The organism is Intestinimonas sp. (assembly GCF_026169115.1).
In the GTDB taxonomy this organism is placed as follows: domain Bacteria; phylum Bacillota; class Clostridia; order Oscillospirales; family Oscillospiraceae; genus Intestinimonas.
The window spans coordinates 1-6,116 of the sequence record NZ_JAPFEA010000097.1 but is presented as its reverse complement, the minus strand read 5'-3'; the positions used below and the strand labels follow the sequence as shown (position 1 = coordinate 6,116).

Sequence of the window (6,116 nt, the reverse complement as noted above, 5' to 3'; positions counted from 1 at the left end):
TCCCAAAGGTTCTTAATTCTCCCGGTCATATTTGAGGTGAAACCCAACCCTCTCAAAACTTCGTAAATGTCATGCTTACACTCTGCGCTGCTAATAGCCTTGCCGGTTCGATCATAGAGAATGTCGTTGTAGCAGGTGAGATGATTGAACTCTACAAAGTTTTCTGCGAAAGCGCCTTCGTCCAGTTGGACTTTGCCCCCGTTTCCGACAGTGACTATTTCCTCCCTCACGGCGGGATTGATTTGTAACACCGCCAATCAAACCACCGCCTTATCTCTGGCTGAAACCGGTACAAAGTGACATGAAAGACTCTACACTCACATAGAAAGTCTTATTACCCGGTCTAAAATAGTCAACTTCTCCACTCTTGACCATTTTCCGAATACACTTAGCGGGAATACCGCTATACTCAGAAAGCTCGGAAATGGTCATAAATTTAGGGACAATGCGCTCTGTCCCAATTTCATTGCACATAAATGAATACCTCCAATCGCAAACAAAAAAAGTGCATTGACCGATAATCCTCTCAGGGACTATCAGTCAATGCACTTTGTACGCTCTCTATACAGAGTCATTGTTTGTTTGTAACCAACTTATCGCACAATGCTGGGTACATAGATCAACCGAAGTTGGTTTTAGACTATATACCACGAGAATTTCAGCCTGCATTTGGCATAGACAGCATTGCCGCGATTACAAACACCACGAATATTCTGTTGTAGGTTGGTCGACTTAACCTAAGTCTATTTTAACACGATATGTCTGTTTGTCAATATGTTTTTTCTAAATATGCCACGATATATCCGTTGAACCACAAAATATAGTGGGAAGCCGTTCTTTTATAGCAGCTCCCCACCTACCGTAATATATATCAGTTTTCATACTCAGACACGGTTTTTGTGTTCCAATCCAAAACAGCCAAATAGCCACCCTCTGTGTCAGAATACATCTCAACAGCGGTCTTGCTATCTACTGTCTTGGTTTTCAGCTTTCCACGCCAGTTAATGTATGCTTCTGTTTTCTGATCTGGAATTCCAGCCAGCTCAACATATATTATTGAGCGATTTTCAAGTGTGACATTGAGCTGCAAATTTGAGCTGTCATAAATCTTGCCGGTAACAATGTGCATAACGCCGTTTTCGATAATATCTACATCATGAAAATCAGTCACGCCGATTGTTTCAAAAATCTCTCGATATTCAGATATTTCCTCGTCTGTAAAGCCAGCGTCAGAAAAAGTATTGTCCCATGAAACAGGGGTATTCTCGGCCTTTTCAGAAGAACAGCCAACCAGTATAGCCAACATAGCTGCAATCAACAGAGCAAATGTTCTTTTCATACTCTCAGCCACCTTTCGACTTGATTATATCATGTGGCAAAAAAGTTTCCAAGAGTGTCGTTGCAATGGAGCTTTTTTGTTTTTGCGAGATTTTTGAAAAGGGTCTTTTCCATTTTTTCGGTATTTTCGGCACTCACCCCGCCTGTGCCGCTGTGCCTATATCCCCCGCCCCCGGTACTGGATCAGGCCAGAAAACCCGGAGCGAAAAAAAAAGCCCAGGAAGCCTTGAAAACACAAGGAAAAACGCTTGACTAATTCTATCAAATATAGTAGAATATCTATATAAATAAATAGAGAAGGGCAGCAGCCCCGCCGACCAAAGCAAAAGCTACTGCCCACCACCAGAACCGGCGGCAAGGTCATTGTACCACACCGCCCCACATAAAGAAAGGGGTACATTACAAATGACAATCAAAGAACTAAGAAAGGCCATCGAAAACGAGAAGACCCGCAGCGCATGGGACAACGGAAAAAAGGTATATGCCCTGGAACTTCTCGAAGACTTCCCCGAAGATCAAGAATTTTACGCAAGCCCCGCAGACAAGAAAACCCTGTTGAACGGTGCCGCCGATTGGAACCAATATAGTTGGGGCGGTTGCTCCCTGATCTACAATAGCGACATTGCAGAGCGGTTGTGCAGCCCGTCCGAATTGAAGAAAACCCGTTACGGTGAGCGCAGACCCAACAGCCGGGAAGAATGGTTAGATACACAAGCCCGGGCACTGTTCCAGGCCTGCAACATGATTTGTAGAATTGCCCGTAGTTCTGTATAATATAGCCGAAACCCCGCCCATACTGGCGGGGTCGGTCACGGGTTCCCTCCGTGGCCCTGATGATGGTAGGGAAGAAAGGAGCCGCTACAATGTTTCAACTCGTAAAAACCTATACAACACCACCAGCTAATCTATTGCCAGATCATCAGCCGCCAACGGCGGCTATAATAATCAACGGGCAGGATATAGCCGAAATACTTTCAAGCAAGGTTCCCTGTTGTTTCCTTTCTGCCGTAGCTGCTCCGCAACTCGTCACCTATCATTTTGAGCTTGAAAACCCGTTAGACCTTCCCAAAGTTAAGCGGTTTATTCCCGGCCTTGCCGCTGCATTTCACGCAGAAATGGAACTTGTAACGAGCAATCTTGGACATTTTGCGCTGCAAGTTGCCAGGGCAGACCGGGGAACGCTACATTTCAAAAATACCCTTTTAACAAAAAGATTTGATACTGCGCCCGGGCTTTCTACTCTTTTAGGGGTAGATACCAGCAACCAGCCCTTAACAATCAATATAGAAGAAATGCCCCATGTTTTAATAGGCGGTACAACTGGCGGCGGTAAATCGGTCTTATTAAATAGCATGATTACAAGCCTGCTATTTAAGCATACCCCCGCTACACTCAATTTTGTTATGATTGATCCCAAACAGGTCGAATTGTCCATTTACAACAAATTGCCGCACCTTCTCCGGCCTATTATTACAGACCCATATAAAGCAATAGACACCCTGGGTTATTTGTGTGATCTAATGGAAAAGAGATATTCCATTATGGCCCGGAAAGGGGCAAAAACAGCCACAGAAATAGGCTTACCGTCTATTCTGGTAATTGCTGATGAATTTTCAGACTTAATGGTGGTAAGCAAAAAGGCGGTAGAAAACGGAATTGTACGAATAGCACAATTAGGAAGAGCCGCCGGAATTCATTTAATCATTTCTACGCAGCAACCGACAGTAAATACGGTTACTGGTCTAATCAAAGCAAATATAGCTTGCAGAATTGCTTTGAAAACAGCTACCGTGAGTAATTCTATGGTTATACTTGATCGTAAAGGAGCCGAAAGGCTAACCGGAAAAGGTGACGCACTTTTAAAATTGCCCGGGGAAGTGAACCCCATTAGATTTCAAGCTCCGCTGATCGAAACTGCCGACATTTCCCCCGTAGTCAAATACTGGTTAAAATAGTGACCAAACTAACGACCCTCGCAAGGTTCACGGCCTTGCGGGGGATTTTTGCTCTTGTGGGGGATTTTTGGGGGCTTTTTCGAGGGAGGTTTTAAGAAAATCCCCCATCAAAAACCCTGTATTTCCAAGGCTTTCGGGGGATTTTGGAGAATTGGGGAATTATTTATATATATCTATATGAAATGTTTTTTATGATATATATAAGGACTACGAAAAAAAAGCCCCCCAATCCCCCACTTCGAGAGTTTGGCAGGCTTTCAAATAGCAACTGTTGATAAATTGTTGATAAATTAGCAGGAAAGTAGTTTTTCGGCCTTTTGAAAAATCGAACATTTCAGGTGAAAAGCAAAAGAAAAGTACCCAATTCACAAAGAATTAGGTACTTTTTTATGGTTGCGGGGGAAGGATTTGAACCTTCGACCTCCGGGTTATGAGCCCGACGAGCTACCAAGCTGCTCTACCCCGCGATATTGGTGCCGGAGACCGGGGTCGAACCGGCACGGGATTGCTCCCACGGGATTTTAAGTCCCGGGCGTCTACCAATTCCGCCACTCCGGCATCCCCACTCCAGCGTTTCACGCTTTCAGGTGCTAGATTAGAATACCACATTTCTGGCATGATGTCAAGAGCTTATTTTCCTCTCCCGGCAAAAAAGTAAAAAAGAGGCGTTGCAGCTGATCTGCAACGCCTCCTTTTACAGCATGGAAAGGGGTTCAGGCGGCCTGCTTCTCTTCGGCGGCGCCGGAGAGGACGGCCTGGATGGCGTCCACCTGCTCGGCGGACAGGCCCACGGTTTTGGTGAGATAGGTCTCGGCAGCGGCCTGGAGGTCCACCCCAGCCAGATCGGCCCCCTCCTCAGCGCCAGCGATGGTGCGCAGGGAGTTCATGATGTTGCTCTCGGCGATCTTCTCATACTGCTCGGAGCCCTTCTCCACATGGTAGTAGTTCTCATAGGAGGTCATGTAGTCGGCCTTGATCTCAGCCACGGTGCCGCCCATGAGGGCCTCCAGCAGCGCGGTGACAAAGCCGGCCCGGTCCTTGCCCTCGTTGCAGTGGACCAGATAGGGCCCTTCGTTGGCGATCATGTACTCCAGACCGGTCTTCAGCTTGGCGTTGAAGTCCTCGGCGGCGAAGTCCACACCCATGTCCAGGGCCACCACATTCAAAGTGGCATAGTGGCTGTCGCCATAGCCCTCGTAGCCCTTCATAGTCTCCTCGCTGTCGGCCAGGTTGAGGACGGTCTTGACGCCGGCGGCCTTGACCAGCTTGTCGGCGCAGGTGTTGCGGCCCAGCTCGGGGTTCACGGGGCTGGAGGAGCGGTAGAGAAGGCCCTCGGCGATGTCGCCCATGACCACGGGACGGAAGTTGGCAAAGACCTCGTCGGAGGCATAGTCGGCCCGGTCGTTGGTGCGCAGGGAGTCGATGTTGCGGAGCTGGTACTCCTCCAGGTAGCCCTCCTTCTCCTTCATGGCCACGGTGAGGACGACCCCTTCGCCGGCCTTGTAGGTCTCGGCAAAGTTGCCCATGTTGATGGCCACGGCCAGGGTATTGGTGCCGGAGTCGGGCAGGGCGATGACGCTGCCGTTGTCCACGTCGCTGTAAGCGGTGCCGTAAGGCACGTCCATAGCGGTCTCGCCCACGGTGATGGTGAGGAGGTCGCCAGCTGCATAGCCGGCGCCGGCCAGGGCGGCCACGGGCAGATCGGTGGTGACGTTGCCGTACTTGCTCACAGAAGTGACAGTGGCGGCCATGCTGCCGCTGAGGTTCTCCTGAAGGAAGCCGATGCCGGCATGGATGGCTTCCATGATTGCGGTATAATCACCGCTGAAGACATTGAAGGTGTGGTCACAGTCCTCGATGTAATAGGCGCGGGTGGACTCATTCTTGGCATTGTCCACGATCATCTTGGCATTTTCGGGCAGGACAGAGGTGTCCTTCATACCCTGGATGGCCAGAATGGGGGCCTTGATTTTGGCGACCTCGTCCAGCTTCTTGAAGCGGATGTTCTCCTCATACCAGCGTAGGCCGATGTGCTGGGGCTCGCGCCAGTCGTACTCGGCCACGTAGTAGCCGTCCTTTTTGGCGGCGGCATACTGCGCCTCGAACTCTTCGCCGGTGCGGTCGGTCACGGAACCGGCCCAGGTCACCACGGCCTTGAAGGTCTCAGGGTAGGCGGCAGCGGCAAACAGCGCATTGGTACCGCCCTGGCTCCAGCCCATAACGGCGATTTTGTCTGCGTCGATGGCATCCAGGCCGGCCACATAATCGGCGGCGGCCTTGGCGTCCAGATTGGCGGAGGTGAAGCAGTAATTGGTATAGCTGGCAGTGGAGTCACCGTTCCCCATAAAGTCGATGCGGATGGTGGCAATGCCGGCCTTGGCCATGGCATCGGCAGCCATGTCGTAGCCGTTGCCGGCCTCGTGCTTGTTGGAGCCGGTGCCGTGGAGCATCACCACGGCGGCGAAGGGACCCTTGCCGTCGGGCACGGTGACGATGGCGGGAATGGTGTGGGCGGGAATGCCGTCGGTCTCGGGGACCTCAATGCTCACCGTTGTCTCGGTGTAGCCCTTGGAGACCTCCTCCAGCTTGGAGAAGTTGAGGAGGATGGTGGCCAGCTCAGCGCGGAGGGCGGTGCCGTTGGGGTCCAGACGGCTGCCGGGCTTGCCGGAGAGGATGCCGGAGCCCACGGCCACAGCCATGCCGTCGGCGGCCCAGTCGGCCACGGCGTCGGCGTCGGCATAGGCGCTCAGGTCGCCAGGGGTGGTGCTCAGACCCTTCACCTCGGCGTACCGGGCGAAGAGGGTGGCCAGCTCGGCCCGGGTC

5 protein-coding genes, 2 tRNA genes and 1 other RNA gene are annotated in these 6,116 nt (G+C 51.2%); 3 read left to right on the top strand and 5 right to left on the bottom strand.

Features of this window, described 5'->3' with window-relative positions:
- Positions 1 to 257 (bottom strand): hypothetical protein (locus tag Q0Y09_RS08740; protein WP_297720505.1); only part of this gene is annotated, 257 nt, incomplete at its 3' end.
- Between the two features lie 614 nt (positions 258 to 871).
- Complete coding sequence (locus Q0Y09_RS08735; protein ID WP_297720502.1) at positions 872 to 1,339, bottom strand: hypothetical protein; 468 nt, start codon at positions 1,337 to 1,339, stop codon at positions 872 to 874.
- Positions 1,340 to 1,743: 404 nt separating this feature from the next.
- Between Q0Y09_RS08735 and Q0Y09_RS08730 the strand changes: the two genes are divergently transcribed.
- The 3 genes from Q0Y09_RS08730 (at position 1,744) to Q0Y09_RS08720 (ending at position 3,293) form a co-directional block, all read left to right on the top strand.
- A complete protein-coding gene (locus Q0Y09_RS08730) occupies positions 1,744 to 2,112 on the top strand; it encodes a hypothetical protein (RefSeq protein ID WP_297720499.1) in 369 nt (122 codons plus the stop codon).
- A 3-nt stretch (positions 2,113 to 2,115) separates the two neighbouring features.
- An RNA gene (locus Q0Y09_RS08725) (hammerhead ribozyme type II) lies at positions 2,116 to 2,187 on the top strand.
- 14 nt (positions 2,188 to 2,201) lie between these two features.
- The gene (locus tag Q0Y09_RS08720) at positions 2,202 to 3,293 is read left to right on the top strand and encodes an FtsK/SpoIIIE domain-containing protein (RefSeq protein WP_297720497.1); all 1,092 of its coding nucleotides are present in this window, start codon (positions 2,202 to 2,204) and stop codon (positions 3,291 to 3,293) included.
- 390 nt (positions 3,294 to 3,683) lie between these two features.
- On the opposite strand, the gene Q0Y09_RS08715 is transcribed toward Q0Y09_RS08720, so the two are convergent.
- The 3 genes from Q0Y09_RS08715 to Q0Y09_RS08705 form a co-directional block, all read right to left on the bottom strand.
- Positions 3,684 to 3,760 (bottom strand) — tRNA-Met (locus Q0Y09_RS08715).
- A 4-nt stretch (positions 3,761 to 3,764) separates the two neighbouring features.
- A tRNA-Leu gene (locus Q0Y09_RS08710) sits at positions 3,765 to 3,851 on the bottom strand.
- A 155-nt stretch (positions 3,852 to 4,006) separates the two neighbouring features.
- The coding region (locus tag Q0Y09_RS08705) for an alpha/beta fold hydrolase (RefSeq protein ID WP_297720494.1) at positions 4,007 to 6,116 on the bottom strand (2,110 nt) is incomplete at its 5' end.

Bases quoted from the DNA above. Each gene is read 5' to 3' on its own strand.
- Q0Y09_RS08730 (WP_297720499.1), top strand. From the start codon at position 1,744: ATGACAATCAAAGAACTAAGAAAGGCCATCGAAAACGAGAAGACCCGC.
- Q0Y09_RS08735 (WP_297720502.1), bottom strand. From the start codon at position 1,339: ATGAAAAGAACATTTGCTCTGTTGATTGCAGCTATGTTGGCTATACTG.
- Q0Y09_RS08720 (WP_297720497.1), top strand. From the start codon at position 2,202: ATGTTTCAACTCGTAAAAACCTATACAACACCACCAGCTAATCTATTG.